The organism is Acinetobacter sp. WCHAc060025 (assembly GCF_004209355.1).
Taxonomy (GTDB): domain Bacteria; phylum Pseudomonadota; class Gammaproteobacteria; order Pseudomonadales; family Moraxellaceae; genus Acinetobacter; species Acinetobacter wuhouensis.
The window spans coordinates 133,024-156,738 of record NZ_SGSX01000005.1; the positions used below are offsets into that span (position 1 = coordinate 133,024).

A 23,715-nucleotide genomic window follows, 5' to 3' on the forward strand; every position below is an offset into this window, starting at 1 on the left:
TTCAAAACCTGAATTTAATAAATATTATACTCAGTATAGTAAGCAATTCCTATCATAAACCAAGTCAATAAAATACAAATACTTAATCTTGGTAACATTCTGTATATTGGCTTAACAAACTTTTTTGCTCATATAAAATATTACAAGTCTAAACACGATGTTTTATGTTTTACTACATTAGTATCAGCCTTGAAGATACCCTTCTTCACTTTTTTAGCTTACAATTCACTTTCAAAATTGGATTCAAAGCAACAACGCAATATAAAATAAGGGTATTAAATGTGAAGCATTCGCGCATATCACTTTTTACAATGTTAGCAATTTCGGTCTCATTCTCTGGTTGCGCTATTACATCTGGACTTCAAACTTATGATTTGCCAGATCAAGGTCAATATAAAACTGACCAAGGTGCTGAACTTTCTGTTGTTCAATTGAATCAAAACAATATCCCTAATATCAGTACAATCAATCAAAAAAATTTTGGTCAAGTTGCATCACTTTTTCATAACCAGCAGAATATTTATCGTTTAAGTGCTGGTGACGTACTCTCGATTCAACTTTGGGCTTACCCTGAAATTACCCCTCCTATTCAAGATGCAACCAATGTTAAAGCTGTTGGCTATCCAATTGATCCGAATGGCAATGTCCAGCTACCTCTTATTGGTTCTGTACGAATCGCAGGTAAAACCCTAGCTGAAACAAATCGTTTTTTGCATAATCAATTTGCAAAATATTTAAAGCATCCTGATGTTGTTGTTCGTGTACTGTCTTATGAAGGACGCCGTTATTTTGTCAATGGTCAAGTCATGCGCAGTGGACAATATACACTCAATGATCAACCTATTAGTATCTATACTGCTTTAGGGCAAGCTGGGGGTATCGATACTAAAACTGGGGACAACACTAATATTCAATTGATTCGAAATGGTCAAACCTTTAACTTAAATACTATACAACTCGAACAGCAAGGGTTATCTTTACATAACTTGTTGATTCAACCGAATGACACTATTTATGTCAACACCAAGCAAGATCAAAAGCTATATGTGATGGGTGAATCTAGTCGTAGTCAGGCATTAACCTTACGCGATCAAGGAATGACGCTCAGTGATGTGCTTGGTGAAAGTGAAGGGATTAATCCCTATACAGCAAGTGCTGCGCGTATCTATGTGATGCGCACTGACTTAAACACTAAACAATCTACCATTTATCATTTAAATTTAAGTAGTATTGGAAACCTAGCTTTAGCCAATCAATTTGCAATGCAAAAAAATGATATTGTCTATATAGATGCAACTGGTTTAAGCCGTTGGCAACGTATTATGAATCAGATCATTCCATTCTCTAGTGCCCTATATTCCTTTGATCAATTAGGGAAGTAATTATGCAGATTCAAAATATACTGGTGGTATGTGTAGGGAATATTTGTCGTAGCCCAATGGCAGAGTATTTTCTTAAACATAATCATCCAAATCTAAATATTGAATCTGCAGGACTTTCTGCAATGGTTAATCATCCTGCCGATGATAAAGCCATTGCCTGTATGGATCGCCTCAGCATAGATATGCGTACTCATACTGCACGTCAAATTAATGCAGAAATCATCAAAAAGGCTGATCTCATTCTGGTGATGAGTAAAAATCAATCTCAACATATTGAGCAAAAATGGCCATTCGCCAAAGGTAAAGTCTTCCGCCTAGGACATTGGCAAGGTCAAAATGTGCCCGACCCTTATAAACATGATCAAGCTTTTTTTGATGAAACATGTAAAAATATCCAAGCTTATGCCAAAGATTGGCAATCACACCTCTAAATTTTAATTAGTTGTTAACTTATGAACCAAAATTCAAATACGAATGATGACACAATTGATTTAAAAGAGTTATTTTTCTCTTTAATTGCGCAATGGAAAGTGATTGCTCTTTGTGTCATTTTAAGTTTGATCTGTGCTTTACTCTATCTGCGAGTAACAACGCCTGTTTATTCTACTGATGCTCTAGTTCAAGTAGAAGATGGTAAAAGTGCTGCTTCAGCTGCATTAATGGGGCAATTAAAAGACGTCGCTGGGGGCATGGGAGCAAAATCCCCCGCAGATGCAGAAATTGAAATCCTCAATTCTAGACTTGTCCTCGGTAAAGTCATTCGAGACTTGAATCTAGATATTCAGATTAAAGATACTAAAGATACCTTTTTTCATAAATTAATTTCGAAGGATAAAACACAGTTAAGCTATAGTGCTAAAGCGGTTCATTATCAAAATAACCAAGCCAATTTATCTATCCTCAAATTTGAAGTCCCTCAATATTACTTAGATAAAAAATTAGTCATTCAGTTTATTGATCAAAATAAATTTAATCTCAGCTATAAAGAGCAAACTATTTTTAAAGGTACTCTTAATCAATTCAATAAATCACAAGACAATAAAGGGATTTGGAATATTCAAATTAATAGCAGTTATCCGTTTAAACAAGATATTGCTGTAACCAAACTTTCTCTTCCTTCTGCGGTTAAGTATTTACAAGAGAGCTACTCTGTTTCTGAAAAAGGCAAAATGACTGGCGTCATTGGTTTAAGCCTTACTGGAAATAATCAAGAACATATTACTCAAGTACTGAATCATATTTTAAGTACTTATCATGAACAAAATATTGAACGTAAAACCTTAGAATCAAAGCAAACTCTTGGTTTCTTAGATCAACAACTCCCTGAACTCAAAAAACAGCTTGAAGAATCAGAGATCAAATTTAATAAATTCCGTGAACAATATAATACTGTCGATGTCACTCAAGAATCTGAGTTGATGTTAAAGCAAAATGTTGAATTGGAAAAAATGCGAATTGAATTGAAGCAAAAACAAGCTGAATATTCTGCAAAATATACTCCAGATCACCCTTTGATGACTGAAATCAATGCACAGCTTGCAGCAATTAGCAAGAAATCTACTGAACTTGGACAAGCGATTAAACGTTTACCTGAAACTCAACGTTTATACCTACAACTCTACCGCGATGTTAAAGTCAATACTGAGCTTTATACTGAGTTACTCAATAGTTACCAACAATTAAAGATTGTCAAAGCAGGTGAAATCGGGAATGTTCGCGTTATTGATACTGCCATAGAGCCTGTTAAACCAATTAAGCCACGTAAATTGATCGTTTTAATTCTTTCAATTTTTGTCGGCGGCTTTATTGGTGTTCTTATTGCGCTACTCCGCAACATGCTTTCGTCTGGAATCAAAGATTCATCTCGTATTGAAAATGAATTGGATCTTCCTGTATATGCAACAGTGCCGCGCTCTCCGATTCAAGAAAGCCGTGTTCAGTTACTGAAAAAGAAAAAATCGATTCCTATTTTGGCTGTTAAAAATAGTGAAGATGTTGCAATTGAAAGCCTACGTAGCATCCGAACCACGATTCATTTTGCTTTAAACAAAGCTAAAAATAATATTATTGCAGTTTCTGGTCCTGCACCTGAAATTGGTAAATCATTTATCTCAACCAACCTTGCGGCAATTTTTGCACAAGGTGATAAAAAAGTACTCTTAATTGATGCAGATATTCGTCGTGGTTATTTACATAAATATTTTGATCGTGAAACCTCACCAGGCTTAACCGAGTATTTAACCAATCAAAGTTCAATTGAACAATGTATTGTACAGTCTGAAACAGTCAAAAACCTTGACTTCTTAGCTCGAGGCAAGAATCAAGGCAATGCTTCTGAAATGTTAAGTTCAAGCCGTTTTAGCGAACTTCTAGTGCTATTATCACAGCAATATGACCATATCATTATTGATACACCACCTGTACTTGCAGTAACTGATGGCATCATTATTTCTCAGTTTGTTGGGGTAAATCTTGTAGTTGCACGATATGCGAAAACCCAGATGAAAGAGCTTGAATTAACCATCAATCGCTTTGAACAGGCAGGCACTAAAGTTAACGGTATTATTCTCAATGATGTCCAAGCTTCACTAGGTGGAAATTATGGTTATAACTATGCATATGCTTATGGTTCTTCTAAAGAAGATTAAACTCGGATAAATATTTATAGTTAAGTGAAGCCAGATTTAGATCTGGCTTTTTATTGTTATTAGAATCTGTATATTTTTAGTTGTCATGATCAGATTACTATATCGTTTATGATGAAGACGTTATATGCTTATTCAGTCTATGCTAATGATCAAATTAGCCTCTTAAAAGATTAATATTTGGATATTTTCATGAGTAAAGCCTTACCCATCGCAGTTGCTGTTATTTTAGGTGGTGCTGCACTTGTACCTGTTTATTACGCAACTCAACACCCTGCTGATGTAAACAGTAGTTCAATGTCAAAAAACGCAAAACCTGTTGAAAAAATTAGCTATGCACTTGGTTATGAAGTTGCAAGCCAAACACCACCTGAAGTCGATGTAAACACATTTATTCATGGTATTCGCGATGGTCATGCCAAGAAAGAACGTATATACACAGATGAAGAACTTCAAGCCGCTTATGTAGAATTCCAAAAAGAAATGCAAGCGAAACAATTAGAAAAAACCAAACAAACCAATTCAGCCAATGATTCATTCCTCACAGAGAATGCCAAAAAAGCAGGCGTGATCACGACAGCTTCGGGTCTACAATACAAAGTTACTAAAGAAGGTACAGGTAAACAACCTACAGCATCTTCTATGGTAACTGTGCATTACAAAGGGCAACTTTTAGATGGCAAAGTATTTGACAGCTCATATGATCGTGGACAGCCTGTTGAATTTCCACTCAATCAAGTGATTCTTGGTTGGACGGAAGGTCTGCAACTGATGAAAGAAGGCAGTAAAGCAACCTTCTATATTCCTGCAAAATTAGCTTATGGTGAACAAGGTGTACCAGGCACGATTCCGCCAAATAGCACTTTAATTTTCGACGTTGAATTACTTCAAGTTAAATAATTAAAGAAAGGAGAGCATCGCTCTCCTTTCTTGGATATTCATTATGAAAAAAACTCTAATCACTGTCAGCTTAAGCATACTTTGTACAACTGCTTTTGCAGCACCTATTAATAATAAAAGTTCCCAACAAGATCAGTTGGGTTATAGTTATGGCTATGTCATGGGGCGTAGCAATGCTGAAACATTAAAACAAATTAATCTCAATGCATTTATTCAAGGGATTAAAGAAGGTTCTTCTGGTCAAAAAGCGACTTTAACTGATGAAGAAATGGCAAAAGCTTTAGCTCAATACAAGCAACAAAGTGAAGCCAAACAAATGCTTGAGTTTAAAAAAATTGCCAGTGAAAATGCCAAACAAGGCGAAGCTTTCCTTGCTAATAATGCGAAACAAACTGGTGTAGTAACACGCCCAAGTGGCTTGCAATACAGCATTCTCCAGCAAGGCACAGGAAAATCGCCTACAGCCAAATCAAAAGTTTCTGTCAATTATGAAGGGCGTTTACTCGATGGCACTGTATTTGATAGCTCTTTCGCACGTAATGAAGCTGTTGAATTCCAAGTCAGTCAAGTAATCCAAGGTTGGACAGAAGGTCTACAACTCATGAAAGAAGGTGCAAAATACCGCTTCTTTATTCCTGCAAAATTGGCGTATGGTGAAATCGGTGCTGGGGATAGCATTGGTCCAAACAGTACTTTAATTTTTGATGTTGAACTGTTAAAAGTTTTACCATAAATTTATGATTTAAATTGGTAATCTAAACCATTCTCAAATAAAAAAACATCGCACAAAGGCGATGTTTTTTACTTTTTAGACTTTCAAATGAATTGGATTAATGCTTCAAATGTCTTGGTCTAAACCCTGTTACCAATAATGCTACTGCATAAGCAAACACACCAAGTACACATAAACCAACCACTTCAAGAATACGAATCCATTGCGAAACATCGCCTTTGTACCAAGTCAAGCCGATCCACAATGCAACAATCATGACAGCATTTGCAATCGCATATTGGATGAATAATTTTTTCCAATGTGCACCAAATCTAAAAATATCTTTCTTGTGCAAATAGAAATATAACATCCCTGCATTGACCAATGCTGAACCTGAAGAAGCAATCGCCAAAGCCATATGTTCCGCTTGCCAGTCAATCAGTTTAAAAATCCCGATAAAGATGACATTTAAAATCGCATTGGCTGCGACAGCCATTAGACCCACTCGCACAGGTGTTTTGGTATCTTGAATCGCATAAAAACCTGGCGCAAAAACTTTAATCAACATGAATGCCAATACACCGCCACTCATACATTGCAATGCCATCGCGGTCATCTGCGTATCACGTGCATCAAATGCACCGTGTTGGAATAAAGCTTGGATAATCGGGGTAGAAAGCATAAATAATGCAATACTTGCAGGAATACCCACAAGAAAAATGACACGTGCTGCCCAATCTAACATTCTGCGGAATTTTGCTTGGTCTTGTTCAGCCTTACTTACTGAAAGTGATGGAAGAATTACTGTACCAATCGCAACACCAATCAATCCAAGTGGCAGCTCTGTCATACGTTCCGCACTATACAACCAAGACACTGAACCATCTTGCATAAACGATGCCCAAATCGTGTTAAGTAACAAATTGATCTGCGTCACCGATACACCAAACAATGCAGGTAACATCAACTTAAGAATCCGATCTACACCTTCATGCTTAAAATCAATTTTGGGTGGAATCAGTAATTTTTTATTCCACAATTCAGGAATTTGAATAGCGAGTTGTAATACACCTGCTGCAACGACAGCCCAACCTAATGCCATGATCGGTGTAGCCATATGTGGCGCTAACCACCAAGCACCAGCAATCATCGCTACATTTAGCAGCACAGGTGAAAATGCAGGTGATGCAAAAGAACCATAACTATTCAGAATACTGCTGGCAAATGCAGTTAACGACATGAACATCAAATAAGGAATCGTTAACCGAAACATATCCACGGCGAGATCAAATTTAGCAGGATCGTTATGAAATCCAGGCGCATATACATACAAAATCACAGGTGCTGCGATCATACAAAATAAGGTCAGTAAGGACATGACTGTTAACAAACAGCCAAAGACCCGACTAATTAGAATTTGCACTTCTGCATGTAATTTTGTGGTCTTGTATTCTGTTAAGACTGGAATAAAGGCTTGAGAAAAAGCCCCTTCGGCAAATAATCGCCTAAAAAAATTGGGAATACGAAAGGCAACAACAAAGGTGTCGAAATCCTTACCTGCACCAAACACATTGAGCAAAACCATATCTCGCACAAGTCCTAAAACTCGAGACAACATGGTCATTGCACTGACAATAAAGGTGGATCGCCACAGCGCCATCGCATTCACCCAGTTAAAATAAAGTCGCTATTGTAGTTAAATATTCTTAAATTTGCGTTGTTAAATCATAACCAACACGGCATTTTACTTATTTTTTTTAAAAACAAATCCACTTCATTCTAACTGATGTTACGTAGTAACATCAAAATCATATTTAAAAGTCTAGAAAAAAAGTAGATATGCGGAAGTGTCATCCGCAATTGTTTGAGGCAAGACTCATTCTGATTGAGAATGTTTCTGCGAAGCCTTCAGTAACTTGACGGAAGTGAACGAGTTCTGCGGTGAGGAGCAATGCTCCGCAAGATGGTTTTGCCGACTTTTGCCGAAACAAAAGTCGGTCGAGCCGAAGGCTAATCTTGAAATTAAAACTTTTGATGTAAGACTCCGCCAAGTAAGCTTCAAAACAGTTTAAAACGATGCTTTTATTGAAGTACGTAACATCAGATTCTAAGTTTAATTGCTGATTAAGTCCCATTGGCTTTTCTTAAAGACAACTGTTGTCTAAATTCCTGCCACTGAAAATGCGGTCCTGGATCAGTTTTACGACCCGGTGCAATATCAGAATGCCCTGCTATATGATGATCAGTTTTTGGATATGCGGTTTGTAATGTTGCCACAACATCGACCAATGTTTGATATTGAATTGCTTCAAAATCAGTATCATCACTGCCTTCAAGTTCAATGCCAATCGAATAATCATTACATTCAACTTTGCTTAAATACGTTGAACGTCCCGCATGCCATGCACGATCATTGAAATTGACAAATTGTAGAACTTCACCAGTCCGTAAAATCAATAAATGCGTAGACACTTGCATCCCTTCAATCGTTTGAAAATAAGGATGTAATGACCAATCCAATTGATTTTGAAAAAATTGTTCAATATAGCCGCCACCAAATTGTGATGGTGGCAAACTAATATTGTGAATCACGATCAACTGAATTTCGGTATGTTCAGGGCGTTGATTATAATTGGGGGATGGGACTTGTCTTGCGCCAATTAATTGTCCATTTACGACCTGAAACTGCGGTGCAGATTGCATAGCGTTTTTTCTATTTTCAAGAATCTATTGGAATTCTAGTCTACTCTGATCTGATTAAAATAAAAACTTATTCAAATTACAAAGGACGGTGATAATATAGCGCTCAGTTTTTGAAGCTTACACCGATAGGGACATCCATGAGCATACCTGCATCTTTGCTTGAACAATCTATTCAAATCAATATTCAACAAGCCCTTCAAGAAGATATTGGTGATGCGGATATTACGGCACTCTTGAGCCCTGAAGATGAACAAGCCACAGCAACTATTATCACCCGTGAAGATATGATCTTGGCAGGACAGCCGTGGGTCAATGCTTTGATCCAAACCTATGATCCAAATGTCGAAATCACATGGCTTAAAAATGATGGCGATCGGGTCAAAGCCAATGAAACCATTTATAAACTTGCGGGTTCAGCACGTAGCTTATTGACTGTTGAGCGCCCCGCCTTGAATTTCATCCAAACGCTGTCTGCGGTAGCGACCAAAACAGCTGAATATGTAAAATATTTAGATGGAACGCATACCAAACTTCTTGATACACGTAAGACATTGCCAGGTCTACGTATTGCTCAAAAATATGCGGTTGCCATTGGTGGTGGTCAAAACCATCGTTTGGGTTTATTTGATGCTTTCTTAATTAAAGAAAACCATATCATGGCAGCAGGTGGTATCGCACAAGCGATTGCCAAAGCACATCAAATTGCACCAGGGAAACCAGTTGAAGTTGAAGTTGAGACTTGGGAGGAGCTTGATCAAGCCATTGAAGCCAAAGCAGATATTGTGATGCTCGACAATTTCAGTCAACAACAAATGATTGACGCGGTAAAACATGTGGCGGGGCGCTGTAAACTCGAAGCATCGGGTAATATTACCCTTGATAATTTAAATGAAGTTGCACAAACAGGCGTGGACTATATTTCGATGGGTGTTTTAACCAAAGATGTCAAAGCAATTGATTTATCTATGCGCTTTAATGCCTAAGTGAATACGCTCATGTTTCAAGTAGTGCATTGCTGCTGCTTGAAACTGAGCAATCATTCAAAATAATCCTTACAAAATATAACGATGCAAAAATTAAAAATCCGTTAATTTTGTTCAAAACATCTTCAAAAATGCAACTTCCGCATATAAATATCCCCATATAAAGAAGAGTAATAAACAATGAAGAAACATCTTTTATATTCATCTATCTTAGCACTTACAATTCCAATCCTCAGCCATGCAGATGCGATCAATGTGCATGTGCTCAGTGCCACGATCAAAGATCAAAATATTGCCAATGCCGAAGTGATTTTACAAAAGAATGGTGAACGTTCTGCTTCAAGCTCAAGTAATAGTCATGGTCGTGCAACGGTGAATGCCAATACCACAGACAATGCTGATAACTTACTCATTATCAAAAAATCAGGTTATTCAACATTAGTTGCCAAATGCCCTTGTGATGGTATGACTTATGCGCTGAGTCCTGTGCTCAAAGATTTAAATAGTATGCGTATCGTCCTTAACTGGGGTAAAAATCCATCTGATTTAGATTCACATTTAAGTTATAAAAATCAGCACATTTACTGGGATCGCAAGCAAGGTTTAGAAGCCAATCTTGATGTGGATGATGTCGATTCATATGGTCCTGAAACCGTGACGATTGATCGACGTTTGGAGGGTCAATATTATGTTTATTCTGTACATGATTTCTCAGATCGTGGACAACCGAATACGACAAACTTATCCAATAGCCAAGCCAAAGTCATGGTGTACACTGGTGAATCGCTAATTCGTTCTTATTATGTACCGACGGGTCAAACCGGTAATTTATGGACGGTTTTCCGTATCAGTCCTGAAGGTGAAATTCAGGACATTAACCGCATGTCAGGAACAACGGTGAATGCCAGCCAAGTGGGTTCAAGTGTTTCCAATTATCAAAGCCAAAGCACACGGGTAAATATTGTTCCTGTCTCGGCAGCTGCGCAAGCCCGTGCCAAAACTTTAAATTTAAATGCAGATAAAGCCTATAAAAACAATCAGTTTGAACAAGCTTCTATGCTTTATCAACAATCAATTGATTACAATCCGAATGTTGGACAAACCTATAGTAATCTTGCTGTGGCTTATCAAAAGTTAAATCGTTCATCGGAAGCACTTTGGGCAAATCAAAAGGCAATCGCCCTTGCCAGCAATGACAATACCCGTGCCTATTCACATTACAACATGGGCAAAATCTATGAAAATAATCAAGACTTTGCTCAGGCCAAACAACATTACCAACTTGCCAATCAGTACAAACCTAGCCCAACTTATGATGAAGCAATTCAACGGGTGAGTCGTTAATATAAAAAACCCAAAGCCTCTACTGGCTTTGGGTTTTTACACTTTATTTATACATCAAATTCGATTACAAAATCACCAATTTATACATAGAAAAAGGCTGTTAGAAAGCCTATAATATTGGGCTTTCCAATCTATCCTTGAAATTTAGCCAATGAAGACTTTGAAACAACAAGTTTTATTCTTACTTGTCGCGTTTTTATCTGTATTTGCTTTTTTCTTATACCAAGAAGATATCACTCGTTTCTTACAATTTAATGAAGCCTATATAAAATCACGTCTATTTAAATACGGCTTTTCAATTTTATTGAACTATGCCTTGATTAGCTTATTTTATTTAATTCTAAGAAAAACTTTTGCAACAATTTTGCTGAGCCAATTTGTCATTTTCTTACTGACTTTTATCAATATCAAAAAAGAACAATACCTTTCGGCAAGTCTCGTACCGAATGATTTTTTACTTTTCAAAGAAACCTTTATTGCTTCACCTATTTTTTTAAAAATCGCGGTATTTGGCGCAATCGCTGTATTCGTTGCCTTATTTGTTTTCCTCTATCGTAAAGAAAAATTAGGTACGAAGCCCTTACTTCTGACCAATAGTATTTTATCTTTTGCGATACTCGGATTCTTTATCACGGCGAATTTTAAAGATAATTTTAGAGAAAACTGTCCCGCGCCTAAAAAGGGGACACTGTGTGAATATTCATTGTATTTACCTAATACACGTGGTGATTGGGTCGGTGATCATTTAACCATAAAACACTTAGGCTTTTCGGCATTCTTTTTCTCTAAAACTGTCGATGGGTTGAATAATAAAATTTTCCAAACTCAGGTGATTCCTGAAAAAGAAGTGGAAACTTTTTATCAAACACCTCAGGAGTTTAATGAAACTCCAGCACCCGTTTCTGATGAAAATTCAGCAGAAAAACAACTGCCGAATATTGTTTTTGTGATGAGCGAATCACACTGGGATGCAACACAACTGGATAAAAGTATTCCACGCAATATCACCCCAACAATCAATAAAAATCAAGTATCTACCCTACTTTCTCCAAGTTTTGGTGGCGGCACAGCCAATGTCGAGTTTGAAGTATTAACCAGTTTAAATACTTTTTTAAATCATAATGAATTGGCTTATGTCTCAAAACTAAAACGCCCGACCTATTCATTGCCGATGTATCTCAATACATTGGGCTATGAAACGACAGCGATGCACAACAACGGTAAATATTTCTATAACCGTAGTGCCGTGTATCAAAATATGGGCTTCAATCGTTTTACTTCGATTGAAAATATGATCAACATGGCGGATCGTGCTAAATATATTAATGCTGCTGGTTGGGCGACGGATGATTTGATTTATAACAGTATTGAAAATCAACTTAAAAATACCGATAAACCTCAATTTATCTATGCAATCAGTGTCGAAAACCACCCAATGTATGGTGATGATCGTTATGGTAAAGATAATTTTAAAATCACTAAAAAGGGTATTAGTGACAATTCAAAACGTGCGTTGAATACTTATTTGACAGGTATGCAACGTGCGGATGATAAATTCAAAGCACTCATTGAAAATGTGAAGACTTTAGATCGGCCAACCGTCGTGATCTTCTTTGGTGACCATTTACCGAATTTACAAAAAGTCTATGATGAATATGGTTACTTTAAATCCGAACAAGAGAAAACCGAGAAAAAAGATACCCGTTTCTTTGAAACACCTCTTTCAGTTTGGGCAAACTTTCCAATCGACAAAAAACAGTTTGAGGGGCAATTTGTGGCTGCACACTTCTTAGCGCCTAAAGTACTGGAAGCAGCACACGTTCCGCTGTCGCCTTATTATACTTTTGTGAACAAAATCAGTTCTTGTTATAAAGCAGTGCATAACACAGGCACACAAACTCAAAAATCGTGTGATTTTGATTCACAGCAAGTATTGAAAGAATACAAGGACATGAATATGGATGTGTTGAATGGTAAGAACTTTACTTATCAAATTTTAAAACCTGAGACAAAAAGTTAAGTCAGTTTAAAAAATACTAAGAAGATTCTTTCGAATCTTCTTTTTTTCGCTCTGGCTGTAATTGATCACTATCTTGCGCAGTTGAATCATCTTGTTCAAAATAATCTCTGCGTGGGTCGCTCGCCATTAACATAAACGTAATCATTGCGAATAGAAAAATCAGAATTTTCATGATCACACCATTGTTTTAAAATTTTTAACTATCCTAAATACTTCACCCTGCAAAATGTTGGAGAATGTGTATATCAAACACAGCTATTTCCGCGATTTTCTGTATCTACTGGGTACTTTAGATAAACTGAATCTTAAACATGTAAAATTATTACTATATATAGTTTCACAACATATAAAACAAAGAAAAAATAAGGTGCATATCGCATCTTATTTTTATAATGAGACTTTGAAATTTAAGACTCGATAAACCCCATATATGGGTCAGAGAATGAATCTTTCCCTGTTTCAATACGACCTGCAAAGCGGCGTTTATAACTACTATCGCCATCTATGGTCACGGTAAAATCATACCAACCACCAAAATCTGCCATATCCCAATTCAACTCTTTTTCAGTCGATGCAGTTTCGATGCTCCATGTCTTATTTGGTAAATAAGCATTGGCTTTTACGGTTAATTTTGCAGTTTTTGCCGCGTCATTCCGAACTTTTAGATAGATTTTTGAACTACAGTCTTCTACACAAACACGAACTTCAGGCAAAGCATCATTTTGTGTAGTTTTAGCTAGATCACCCGTAAACCCGCGATGAAATCCGTTAGGTCCCAAAACCCATAAATCATATTGTCCTGTCGAAGTATTCCACACATCATCCAACTGCTTGCCTGCTTCAACCATATAACGTCGTGGTATCGCATTTAGATCCAACTTATCGTAAACATGAAATACCGCAGCATGCGTTCCTGTATTTGAGAACATGAGCTTTACTGACTTGTTTGCCACATCTACTTTGGCACTGGTATGTAAAATATAAGGCAGAGCACGTGAGAAACGCGTCCCCGTTTGTTGAACAGGATAAACTTGGCTCAAAGGACGGGAAACTTGTGGCAGCAATCCTTGAGCAGTACGGATCGCATCTGCCTCACTCTTGGTCTTTTTACCCACTAAATCAGGAATTACGGCAGTGTTCGGATTTTTAAAATCGAATGCTGTGGTCAAATCACCACACACTGCACGGCGATAAGGGCTGATATTCGGTTCTTGTACACCAAAACGTTGTTCTAAGAAACGAATCACAGATGAATGATCAAACACTTGTGAGTTGACCCAGCCACCTCGACTCCACGGTGAAATCACATACATCGGAACACGAATCCCAGGCCCATAGACACCAACTCCATTACTTACAGTTGGATCGGTAAAATTAGGCTGCCCTGCTGATGCTTTAGGATGTGCCGCATATTCATAAGACATCTGTTCATCTGTTAATGTGGATTTACCATGAACTTTCACAACTTTTGTGTCTTTATCTAATTCTTTAGATGGCGCACTCGGTGATGGAACATGATCAAAGAAACCATCATTTTCGTCAAAATTCACCAATAAAACCGTCTGACTCCAAACTTCAGGATTCGCTGTTAATGCATTCAATACTTCTTGAATATACCAAGCCCCTTGTACTGGGCTAGATGGTCCAGGGTGTTCACTATAAGTTGCAGGTGCAATCATCCAACTGACTTGAGGCAATTGACCTGTGGCAATGTCTTCCTTGAATGAGCCTAAAAAACCACCATCTGGCATGGTATTGGCAATGCCTTTATATAAGGGCTGGGTTGCATCAATTGCTGGATCATAAGCTGGACAAATTGTATTGTTATTGACAGGCTTACCTGACTGTTCATTAGCACGGCGATATTGTTTAAAACCTGCCAAAGGATTGTCAGTAAAGTTATCTGGCATGTTTTGATAAACTTTCCAAGTCACCCCCGCTTGCTGTAAACGCTCTGGATAAGTTGTCCAATCATAGCCCGTCGTTGATGGTCCAATCGCATCCAAATCATTCACCACACTCGCGACACCTGCTGCTTTAGGACCATTTGAACCTGTCCAAATAAACATACGGTTTGAGTTAGTACCTGTATGCATCGCACAATGATAAGCATCACAAAGGGTAAAAGCATTTGCCAGAGAAAATTGGAATTCAACCTCTTGTTGTTTGTAATAACCCATCGATTGTGGATTTTTATATTGTACCCAATTGCCCATACGCCCATGATTCCAAGCGTATTGCCCATCTGTCCATGAATGCGGTGTACCGCTCACACGCTGTGCATTGCCACGAGTACTATCTAAATGATAGGGATAAATTTTATTCTTATCTTTATCATACTGTTCCCAAACTTTACGATTGTCTGAGAGTGGAATTGTGAAACGATCACCAAAACCACGAACCCCTTTTAAAGTCCCAAAATAATTATCAAATGAACGATTTTCTTGGGTCAAAATAATGACATGTTTAACGTCTTTAATTGTTCCTGTTTCTACTTTGGCATCGATTGCTAAGGCTTTTTGAATGCTGGCTGGAAAGCTGGCTAATGCTGCTGTACCGAAAATCGTTTTACTTGAATTGACTAAAAAATCACGACGGTTCATGAATCTATCCTTATATTTTTATTATGGTGCGCAATGGATTTTGCAGTTTGAAGCAGGTGGCTGTGTTGTATTGTTATCGTTGCTATCATTATTGTCATTACATGCACTGAGTAACATACTCATACTCGTGACGCAGATCAGGAGAAAATTTCGCATTGTCCTATCCATAAACTAAAGGTAGGGATAGTCAATACAACTCAAATGACAATTGAATTAAGCTTTCATGGCAATTTAGTGACGTTTAAAATTAATAAATGGAATTTATATTTTTTGATCCAAATCCTATTTTTTATCTTCACTTTTGATTAATACCTTTGTATTAACTTTAGGAGTGTCATTTTTTTTATAGTTATACATATACGCACCTGATACAAGCATAGCTATTGTGGAAAAAGTTAAAGCAATATAAATAAATTTATTACTTCTAATGGATTCTTTTAAATTTGAAATAAAGTTAAATAGTGTAGACAAAATTAAAATAATCAATACCGATAAAAAAGATAGGACTAAAATCAATGTTGCCAAATTTAAATTAGCTTGTAACAATCCTGTTGTTGCACTAATAATTTGCATACCACCGAAAATGGTAATAATTATTGAAGCAAAAATTCCAAGAATAGTAATATAATTTACCATCATATCATCATAAGTTTTTTTAGCTTTATCTGCCTGATCTTTTGCCTCTGTAGCTGTTTTTCCAGCCTCTTTAGCAACTTGATCTGCATTCATCGCAAGCTCTCTAGCTACTTTAGTAATATAAATTTTTTGTGTCGCTGCTAAGAATATATGAGTTCTAAATTTTGAAATGCATAGGTGCTTCGAATGTTTTTTACCAGTTCGAATATTTGATGGATAAATAAGTAAAATTCTATTTTCTAGTTCTTCTAGCATTGAATCAAGATCAATTAAATTAATATCTTCTTTGAAATCATATATAAAGGTAGTTATATCATCATATGGTATATCAATGTTAGGTAAACAGTGTTTATCATCAATAACTCGTTCAAACAAATTAACCAAATTCGTTAAAACAATTTCTTGTGCAGGACTAGTAATTAATCTTTTCAGAAATTCATCAAGAATATCTATTTGTTCAGCCATTACTAATCCTACAATAACCACATAACAAAATTATTTTTTAAAGTAATTTAAAATTTCTCGGTCTGTATATACAAGCCCCTTTGCACCTGAAAGAATTTGATTTTCATATTTTTTCCAAGGCTCTTCTTGATGAGTTAATTCAACCAACTCGAAAGGACCTTTATCAATATACTTTACAATTGTAGAATTAATTTCATTAATAAAAGGACTTAATTCTACATTAGTTCTGTCAAATGGAATTATTTCAAAACTAAATCCACCATCAGCATTATCAGAAAACTTGTAAGAATCAGCTGTCGATTCTATGTGAGAAGTTCCATGTATTTTGAAGCTATGATAAACACTGCTTACTACTGGACCAAACTTCCATTTCTCAATTTTCTCATCAAAAATGCTTACTTCATATTTAACTAAACAATTAACATAGACATAATACAAAATTTTTTGTAGCTTGATAGGAGTTAAGTTTTTCTTTTTCAGAGTCGAATTTACATAATCAACAATATAATTCGCCACATCTATTGAGCTTAATCTTTTATTATTCATAATTTATCTCACAAATTTTATTTAACTTTCTTTCACCTATTAAATTTAGGAACATAAAGACACTTAACATTGTCGATGCTTGGTGAAAGTATTCATTTCAATTCTCGGATTCATATTTCAAAACGTGAAGATAAAGAATTAACTAATTTAATAATAGTCATTCTTATACTTTACATTAAATCCTATTAATCTAAGAAATACAATATAACGTGGAACAATTTTGTTTCACATAGTGACAAATTATGTCGCCTAGTTCTCGAAAAATATTACACTATAATTTTCAAGTCTTATTTTAATTCATAAAAAACGCATCCGAAGATGCGTTTAAATATCAATGAATCTGAAAAATTACCAACCCAGTGCTTCTTGTTGTTTTTTCACCAATTCTTGAATCCCTTTTTCAGCCATTTCTAACATCGCATTTGATTGCGCACGTGTAAATGGTTTTTCTTCCGCAGTGCCTTGAATTTCAATAAATTCACCAGCTTGTGTCATCACTACATTCAAGTCAGTTTGACAGTTAGAATCTTCTTCATAGCAAAGATCAAGTAGAACTTCATCTTCAAAAATACCCACAGAAATCGCAGCAACTAAGCCTTTCAATGGATCTTGTTTAATTTTTTTCTTTTCTAGAAGCACATTCATCGCATCGATCAATGCCACTGCAGCACCTGTAATTGAAGCAGTACGTGTACCACCATCCGCTTGGATCACATCACAGTCGATAGTAATGGTGTTTTCGCCTAATTTTTTCAAATCAACCATTGAACGTAGACTACGACCAATCAAACGTTGAATTTCTTGGGTACGACCTGACTGTTTACCGCGTGCTGCTTCACGGTCACTACGTGTATGTGTTGAACGTGGCAACATACCATATTCAGCAGTCACCCAGCCTTGACCTTTTCCTTTTAGAAAACGTGGAACTGAATTATCAATACTCGCAGTACACAGCACTTTTGTATGACCAAATTCAACCAATACAGAACCTTCCGCATAACGTGTGTAGTTACGGGTAATTTTCACATCACGTAATTGATCTAATGCACGTTGGTCGATACGCATAGTTTGTCCTATTTGGATTTAAATAAATATTGTGCGTAATTATAACAGATCATAGAGGGATGGTTTTATTACATCATGCTGTTTTTATTTTGAATGAAAAACCCAAATCATCATCTTATTCATAAAACAAAATAATTCATAAACTTAATATCTGAAACAAACATCGAATGATGTTTTAAACTGTGGAATAATCTATTTTGTTAATAGCCAAGCTGTAATTTCAAACGTTTCCCACAGGCGATAATCGTTCTGCGATCGGCATCTATTGCACCATGCTCGATGACCAAAATCCGCATTTCCAAAGTAATATCATAATGTGGATAAGATGCTGTACGATGAAACAAACGTGCATCAATCTCTAAGCTCTGAGCAAAAGCATGCAACTCTTCCAGCGTATCTGCCATGAGATGACACCATTCTCGACCTCTAAATTGAACCTTTGCTCGATCTACATAAACAGCCACATCCTCACCCCTTAATCCCTGCTATATTGAATATATGAATGATTGGTTGTTATTTCAAATATTCAATCGTAAACGACAAACTTCTGTGTGATCCATTCATATGAAAAAATACCTCATCAGCGCCTGCCTCATTGGTGAAAATGTCCGCTACGATGGCAAAAACTGCTTACAACAGCAACTCAAACAACTGATTGAAACAGGTCAAGCTGCGACGATCTGTCCTGAAGTTTCAGGTGGATTGGGTACACCTCGCCCACCTGCTGAAATTGTCGGTGGTGATGGTTGTGATGTTTTAAATCATCGCGCGAAAGTAATGGATGCGCAAGGCAATGATGTCACGCAAGCCTTTATTTTAGGTGCAGAAAAAACTTTAAAACTTGCACAAAAATATCAAGTCACCCATGTCATTCTCAAAGCCAATAGCCCATCTTGCGGTTCAAACATGATTTATGATGGAACATTTACAGGACAAAAAATTCAAGGCGTAGGCGTCACCACAGCATTGCTTGAACAACATGGTTTTCAAGTCATGACTGAGGATGCGTTTTTAAAACAACTTGAGAATAAGTAAATGCAAATAAAAAAGAGTGCTTAAGCACTCTCAAGAAAATTTGAAAATATTATTCTTTATTTTCAGCCATTTTATCCGCCTTTGCCGCCCAATAGGTTGCCAATGCAGGCCCTGAAATATTGTGCCAAAGACTAAAAATTGCACTCGGAACCGCTGTTACAGGTGAAGCTGCAAAATGAATCGCAGCGAGCGTTACGCCTAAACCTGAATTCTGCATACCCACTTCAATCGATACTGCTTTCGAGTCAGGATAAGACAGCTTAAATAAACGACTTGCCCAATACCCCAACAAGAAACCCAAACCATTATGTAGCATGACCACACCGAGAATCAGTAAACCTGACTGTAAAATCGATGCCTTACTTGCTGCAATAATCGCTGCAACGATCACCACAATCGCAATTACTGAAATCAACGGCATGATTTGAATATATTGTTCTGTCTTTTGTTTAAATGCACTGCGTAGAATCACCCCAAGAATGATTGGGAAAATCACCACTTTTAAAATATCAATAAACATCGAGCCTGCATCAATCGGAATCCATTGACTGGCCAAAACATAGAAAATTGCGGGGGTCAGAATCGGGGCTAAAAAAGTTGAAACCGTCGTACATGCGACAGATAAAGCGGTATTTGCCTTTGCCATATACGCAATCACATTGGATGCTGTTCCACCAGGACAACAGCCAACAAGAATGACACCGACAGCAATTTCAGATGGAAGTCGGAACAATTGACAGAGTAAATAGGCAAGCCCTGGCATGATCACAAACTGCGCCACCACACCAATCAACACCGCTTTGGGGCTTTGCAAAACACCTTTAAAATCATCCACCGTCATGGTCATGCCCATACCGAGCATGATAATCCCCAAAACCCACGGAATATAAGCTTTCATCCATACAAAAGCATTTGGGAAACACAATGCAATAAAGGCAAAGACCACGACCCAAAGTGCAAACGTCTTTTGTACGAATTTGCTAAACGCTAAGATTGCCGACATCGTCCCTACCTGAATACATTTTTACCCCTGATCAGGCTAATTTTAATCGAACTTAGACAAGCGGATTGTATTTTTCTGATGTTACTGCTGTTTTTCTGCATTTAAAATTTGATTTGCCACCACACGTTTGACCCCAACCGCGAGCATTTCCTGCCATGCATGTTGTAAAGAACCTTGTAAATCAATCGCTTTGGTTGCATCTGAAATCACAAAAGTTTTAAATCCTAACTTGGCAGCATCCATTGCTGTCCATGCCACACAAAAATCCGTCGCAATACCGACGATATAGACAGTATCAATGCCACGTTCTTTTAAATAACCTGCTAAACCCGTCGTGGTCTTATGATCCGCTTCCATAAATGCCGAATAGCTGTCGATGTGTGAATGGAAGCCTTTACGAATAATCATTTGCGCAGTTGGAATATCAAGATCGGGATGAAATTCCGCATCCTGTGTCCCTTGTACACAATGCGATGGCCACAACACTTGCATGCCATAATCCAACTGAATCATGTCATAAGCTTGGTAATCAGGATGATTTTCAACAAAGGAAATATGATTTTCAGGATGCCAATCTTGCGTCAGGATAATATTGTCAAAATGTTGTGCCAATTGATTAATGGTCGGAATAATTTGCTCTGCATGGGCAACTGCTAAATTTCCACCTGAGGTAAAACCATTTTGGACATCGACCACGATTAAAGCACTGCGTTCTGACTGTGACATTTCCCTACCCTGATTCATAAGCCTACTTCATATAGGCTATTTTAATTTTGAAAATAAAAATACCAATGACTCAACATACAATAAAAAAGCCCGCAAATGCGAGCTTGTGATAGAAATCAATAACTAAGCCTTGAAATCCACTTTTAAAATCAGGTTTTCAAAAACCAAAGATAAAATCAAATGAATCAATACTATGCAGACTCTAAACGGCGCGTTAATAACACCATGATAATCGCTGAAATCACAATACATGGAATCGCGGCACTGATCACCCCTGTTGCGCCACTGCCCATTGCCAAAAGTTGCCCTGCGATAGCAGGTCCCATCATTGCACCAATACGCCCAACAGCCGAAGCCGCACCGACACCCTGACCACGCAAATGAGTCGGATAAACAAAACTACCAAAGGCATACAACACACCCTGACCACCGATTGTGAAAGTTCCCATGATCGCAGCCGCAACAAACATCAAATTTAAAGTGGTTGCTGAATTTAAACTGAATAAACCAATCAAAATACCCACATACATCAGAATAATGACATAGGCTTTATTGCAACGGTCAATCAACATCCCTAAAACCACGGTACCAATCGCAGCACCAATTTGGAAATATACCATCGCCATACTGCCATCTTTACGACTGAAACCTAACTCAGTGAATAGAGAAGGCAACCAACTCAACATGATGTACACCACCATTAAGGTGAAGAAATAACTCACCCACAACAACAGCGTGCGTAGTGCATATTCACGGCTGAACAAATCCTGATAAGATAATGGTTTTTGATCTGTACTTTGCACAGCTTGTTGTGCTTTTAAAAACTCACGTGACTCAGGTAAAAACTTGATCATCAATGGCACAACGATCAAAGGAAGCAGACCACCCACATAGAAAATCATTTTCCAGCTGCTCGCCAAATCTGTCGAAGCCAACTGCGCTGCCAATAAAGAGACAATAATCGCCCCAATCGGCATACCACAATACATCAAACCTACCGCACGACCACGATTTTCAGGTGAGGTTGATTCGGATGCCAAAGCAATTAGATTTGGCATTGCAGCCCCTAAACCTGCACCTGCCAAAAAACGCACCAACAATAAAGAATAAAAACTATTGACCCATACTGTACCTAAAGTAAAAATTGCAAAAATTGAAACGGATGCAATCAACACTTTTTTACGACCAATACGATCTGCATAACGCCCACCCACCAATGCGCCAGGCAATAAGCCTAAAATCCCTGCACTGAAAAATAGACCCAGTTGCGTCGCATCCAAAGCAAAGTATTCTTTAATCCCTGCTGCCGCTACCCCAGCGGCTTGAATATCAATACCCTCGATCACGGCGATCAAAAAGCAAATCAGCACAGTCACTGTGGCATGCTTTTTATCTAAAGAAACTGATCTATCCATCATGGAACATCCTTTTACGCGATATGAACAAAGGCGAATCTTCCAACAGTCAGAATAGATAGATAACTATCAAAAGGTGGTAGAAAATTGACGATGCTTAAAAGCTATATTGGAAAATCCTCACTTTATTGAATGAATAAATAAGTGTTAGAACCAATTATTCGGTATAAGTTTCTACGTTTTTGGTCAGGAATATTGAAAATAGAGATGACTATTCTCATACAATAAGAACTGATTTCCGACTTCTATATATAAAAAAACGATTAGAAAATGAAAATTTATTTATGAAAAGAAATTTGTAGATCCTATTTTTTAAGAACATTTGCGTCTTTTATCATTCTAAAAAACACTAAATCCTTACTGTCCAATAAAACATCGGCATAGAACACTCAAAAAAAGCCAATAACAGAAAAATATGACGCTGATTCTGTGGATGATTTGTTGCTTTTGTTAAAGAATTTCCTAGCTTTGGCGAAAGTATATTGTTCTGTCACGCTGAATCAGTCATAATTTGCATAAGCATTATGCAATCCTCAATACGATTGTTTTTTGCTCAAATCAAAATACTGCAACCATCCCCAATCCTTGTTTACTCAAACGCATGGTGGATGGTCAAATAGGATGTTTTTTCAAAATGACTCAGCAAGCACAGACCATTCAAGGCTCAATTGTCGCAATCGTCACCCCCATGTTTGAAGATGGCAGCGTAGATTGGAAGAGTCTTGAGAAGCTCGTTGAGTGGCACATAGAACAAGGCACTAACAGTATTGTTGCTGTCGGTACAACCGGTGAAGCATCTACTCTTAGCATGGCAGAACACGCTGAAGTAATTAAAGAAATTATTCGTGTTGCCAATAAACGTATTCCAATTATTGCCGGTACTGGTGCGAACTCAACACACGAAGCGATTGAACTCACCAAAGAAGCAAAACAACTCGGCGCAGATGCCGCTCTTCTCGTGACCCCTTATTATAACAAGCCTACGCAAGAAGGTTTATTCCAACACTATAAGGCGATCGCTGAAGCAGTTGATCTTCCAATCATTCTTTACAATGTCCCAGGTCGTACAGGTGTAGATATGCACAACGACACTGCGATTCGTTTAGCGGATATTCCTCAGATTGTCGGTATTAAAGATGCAACGGGCGATATTCCTCGTGGTCAAGAATTGCTTGAAGGTTTAAAAGGCAAAAACATGGTCGTCTATTCAGGTGACGATGCCACTGCTGCTGAACTGATTCAACTTGGCGCGCAAGGCAATATTTCTGTGACTGCCAATATTGCACCTAAAATCATGAGCGAATTATGCGCTGCTGCACTACAGGGTGATGTTGCTACTGCAAAAGAGAAAAATGACCAAGTTGCAAAATTAAACAATATTTTATTTTGTGAATCGAACCCAATTCCAGTGAAATGGGCACTTCATGAAATGGAATTAATTGGTACAGGCGTTCGTTTACCATTAACTCCACTCGCAGAACAATACCGTGCTCCACTGCGTGAAGAACTCAAAGCAGCGGGTCTCATTTAAT

The 23,715-nt window shown here is 37.4% G+C and carries 20 protein-coding genes; 10 read left to right on the top strand and 10 right to left on the bottom strand.

The features are described from left to right. Positions 1-311: 311 nt before the first annotated feature. From EXE09_RS05855 to EXE09_RS05875, 5 genes are all read left to right on the top strand, one after another. Positions 312-1,382, top strand: a complete 1,071-nt coding sequence (locus EXE09_RS05855) for a polysaccharide biosynthesis/export family protein (RefSeq protein ID WP_227542636.1) — start codon at positions 312-314, stop codon at positions 1,380-1,382. 2 nt (positions 1,383-1,384) lie between these two features. Beyond that, the gene (locus tag EXE09_RS05860) at positions 1,385-1,813 is read left to right on the top strand and encodes a low molecular weight protein-tyrosine-phosphatase (protein ID WP_130112652.1); all 429 of its coding nucleotides are present in this window, start codon (positions 1,385-1,387) and stop codon (positions 1,811-1,813) included. 21 nt (positions 1,814-1,834) lie between these two features. Further along, entirely contained in the window at positions 1,835-4,030 is a 2,196-nt protein-coding gene (locus tag EXE09_RS05865; protein ID WP_130116646.1) for a polysaccharide biosynthesis tyrosine autokinase, read from the top strand. Between the two features lie 189 nt (positions 4,031-4,219). Further along, positions 4,220-4,927, top strand: a complete 708-nt coding sequence (locus tag EXE09_RS05870) for an FKBP-type peptidyl-prolyl cis-trans isomerase (RefSeq protein WP_130116647.1) — start codon at positions 4,220-4,222, stop codon at positions 4,925-4,927. Positions 4,928-4,970: 43 nt separating this feature from the next. Beyond that, entirely contained in the window at positions 4,971-5,660 is a 690-nt protein-coding gene (locus tag EXE09_RS05875) for an FKBP-type peptidyl-prolyl cis-trans isomerase (RefSeq protein WP_130116648.1), read from the top strand. Positions 5,661-5,757: 97 nt separating this feature from the next. Here EXE09_RS05875 and murJ read toward each other — a convergent pair whose 3' ends face one another. Both murJ and ampD read right to left on the bottom strand, forming a co-directional pair. After that, on the bottom strand, positions 5,758-7,308 hold the full coding sequence (murJ, locus tag EXE09_RS05880) for a murein biosynthesis integral membrane protein MurJ (RefSeq protein ID WP_171478614.1): 1,551 nt from the start codon (positions 7,306-7,308) through the stop codon (positions 5,758-5,760). A 455-nt stretch (positions 7,309-7,763) separates the two neighbouring features. After that, on the bottom strand, positions 7,764-8,342 hold the full coding sequence (gene ampD / locus EXE09_RS05885; protein WP_130116650.1) for a 1,6-anhydro-N-acetylmuramyl-L-alanine amidase AmpD: 579 nt from the start codon (positions 8,340-8,342) through the stop codon (positions 7,764-7,766). Positions 8,343-8,479: 137 nt separating this feature from the next. Here ampD and nadC point away from each other — a divergent pair, with 137 nt between their 5' ends. The 3 genes from nadC to EXE09_RS05900 all read left to right on the top strand — a co-directional run bounded on the left by nadC (position 8,480) and on the right by EXE09_RS05900 (position 12,689). Beyond that, on the top strand, positions 8,480-9,325 hold the full coding sequence (nadC, locus tag EXE09_RS05890) for a carboxylating nicotinate-nucleotide diphosphorylase (RefSeq protein WP_130116651.1): 846 nt from the start codon (positions 8,480-8,482) through the stop codon (positions 9,323-9,325). A 180-nt stretch (positions 9,326-9,505) separates the two neighbouring features. Then, positions 9,506-10,669 carry a YfaP family protein gene (locus EXE09_RS05895; RefSeq protein ID WP_130116652.1) on the top strand — a complete coding sequence of 388 codons (1,164 nt, stop codon included), beginning with the start codon at positions 9,506-9,508 and terminating at the stop codon, positions 10,667-10,669. A gap of 151 nt (positions 10,670-10,820) precedes the next feature. Further along, a complete protein-coding gene (locus tag EXE09_RS05900) occupies positions 10,821-12,689 on the top strand; it encodes an LTA synthase family protein (RefSeq protein ID WP_130116653.1) in 1,869 nt (622 codons plus the stop codon). Between the two features lie 407 nt (positions 12,690-13,096). Here EXE09_RS05900 and EXE09_RS05905 read toward each other — a convergent pair whose 3' ends face one another. The 5 genes from EXE09_RS05905 to EXE09_RS05925 all read right to left on the bottom strand — a co-directional run bounded on the left by EXE09_RS05905 (position 13,097) and on the right by EXE09_RS05925 (position 18,468). After that, complete coding sequence (locus EXE09_RS05905) at positions 13,097-15,292, bottom strand: phosphocholine-specific phospholipase C (protein ID WP_130116654.1); 2,196 nt, start codon at positions 15,290-15,292, stop codon at positions 13,097-13,099. A 282-nt stretch (positions 15,293-15,574) separates the two neighbouring features. After that, positions 15,575-16,393, bottom strand: a complete 819-nt coding sequence (locus EXE09_RS05910; RefSeq protein WP_087552128.1) for a hypothetical protein — start codon at positions 16,391-16,393, stop codon at positions 15,575-15,577. A gap of 30 nt (positions 16,394-16,423) precedes the next feature. After that, positions 16,424-16,939: a Panacea domain-containing protein gene (locus EXE09_RS05915; RefSeq protein WP_087552129.1), complete on the bottom strand. Its 516-nt coding sequence runs from the start codon at positions 16,937-16,939 to the stop codon at positions 16,424-16,426. A 348-nt stretch (positions 16,940-17,287) separates the two neighbouring features. Then, positions 17,288-18,004: a ribonuclease PH gene (gene rph / locus EXE09_RS05920; RefSeq protein WP_068975550.1), complete on the bottom strand. Its 717-nt coding sequence runs from the start codon at positions 18,002-18,004 to the stop codon at positions 17,288-17,290. 200 nt (positions 18,005-18,204) lie between these two features. Further along, positions 18,205-18,468, bottom strand: coding sequence for a DUF4031 domain-containing protein (locus tag EXE09_RS05925; protein WP_068975549.1), 264 nt, complete (start codon positions 18,466-18,468; stop codon positions 18,205-18,207). 100 nt (positions 18,469-18,568) lie between these two features. Here EXE09_RS05925 and EXE09_RS05930 point away from each other — a divergent pair, with 100 nt between their 5' ends. Then, complete coding sequence (locus EXE09_RS05930; RefSeq protein WP_087552131.1) at positions 18,569-19,039, top strand: DUF523 domain-containing protein; 471 nt, start codon at positions 18,569-18,571, stop codon at positions 19,037-19,039. A 49-nt stretch (positions 19,040-19,088) separates the two neighbouring features. Here EXE09_RS05930 and EXE09_RS05935 read toward each other — a convergent pair whose 3' ends face one another. The 3 genes from EXE09_RS05935 to mhpT form a co-directional block, all read right to left on the bottom strand. After that, positions 19,089-20,042, bottom strand: coding sequence for a bile acid:sodium symporter family protein (locus EXE09_RS05935; RefSeq protein ID WP_087552132.1), 954 nt, complete (start codon positions 20,040-20,042; stop codon positions 19,089-19,091). A gap of 81 nt (positions 20,043-20,123) precedes the next feature. Further along, a complete protein-coding gene (gene pncA, locus EXE09_RS05940) occupies positions 20,124-20,768 on the bottom strand; it encodes a bifunctional nicotinamidase/pyrazinamidase (RefSeq protein WP_087552133.1) in 645 nt (214 codons plus the stop codon). Between the two features lie 191 nt (positions 20,769-20,959). Continuing rightward, complete coding sequence (gene mhpT, locus EXE09_RS05945) at positions 20,960-22,183, bottom strand: 3-(3-hydroxy-phenyl)propionate transporter MhpT (protein ID WP_130116682.1); 1,224 nt, start codon at positions 22,181-22,183, stop codon at positions 20,960-20,962. A gap of 634 nt (positions 22,184-22,817) precedes the next feature. On the opposite strand from mhpT, the gene dapA reads away from it, so the two are divergent. Beyond that, the gene (dapA, locus tag EXE09_RS05950) at positions 22,818-23,714 is read left to right on the top strand and encodes a 4-hydroxy-tetrahydrodipicolinate synthase (protein WP_130112642.1); all 897 of its coding nucleotides are present in this window, start codon (positions 22,818-22,820) and stop codon (positions 23,712-23,714) included. Position 23,715: the final 1 nt, after the last annotated feature.